At 53.8% G+C, this 372-nt stretch carries 1 protein-coding gene; it reads left to right on the top strand.

What is annotated here, in order from left to right; all coding sequences use genetic code 11:
- A partial coding sequence (locus Q0835_RS30215; RefSeq protein WP_298967209.1) for a transposase occupies positions 1-300 on the top strand: 300 nt, incomplete at its 5' end.
- Between the last annotated feature and the right edge of the window lie 72 nt (positions 301-372).

Genomic DNA, 372 nt, shown 5'->3' with positions numbered 1-372 from the left:
CCCGACATCAAGCACCGGGCTATCGTTGCCGACAAGGGCTATGACAGCAATGCCAATCGAGAGGCTGCGCGAAAGGCAGGGGCTGTCCCGGTCATTCCATACAAATCAAACCGGCGCGAGATTCCCAGGCACTTCGCCAAAGCGCTCTACCGCGGCCGCGCACGCATCGAAAAAATGATGGGGAAGCTCAAACGCTTTAAACGCGTCGCCCTGCGTTGCGAGAAAACCGCCAGAAACTTCCGGTCCATCGTCGCAATCGCCGCAGCCTTCATCTTGATAAAATCCATCCACACGGCCTAGACCTGACAAACAGAGCTTCAAAGGCCGTAACTTTCAAGTAAAATCGAAACTTCTACAACTAGATTTCTTCCG

Origin of the sequence: uncultured Roseibium sp. (assembly GCF_947499295.1) — a bacterium.
Lineage (GTDB): Bacteria > Pseudomonadota > Alphaproteobacteria > Rhizobiales > Stappiaceae > Roseibium.
This window is presented reverse-complemented; position numbering and strand designations above follow the sequence as displayed.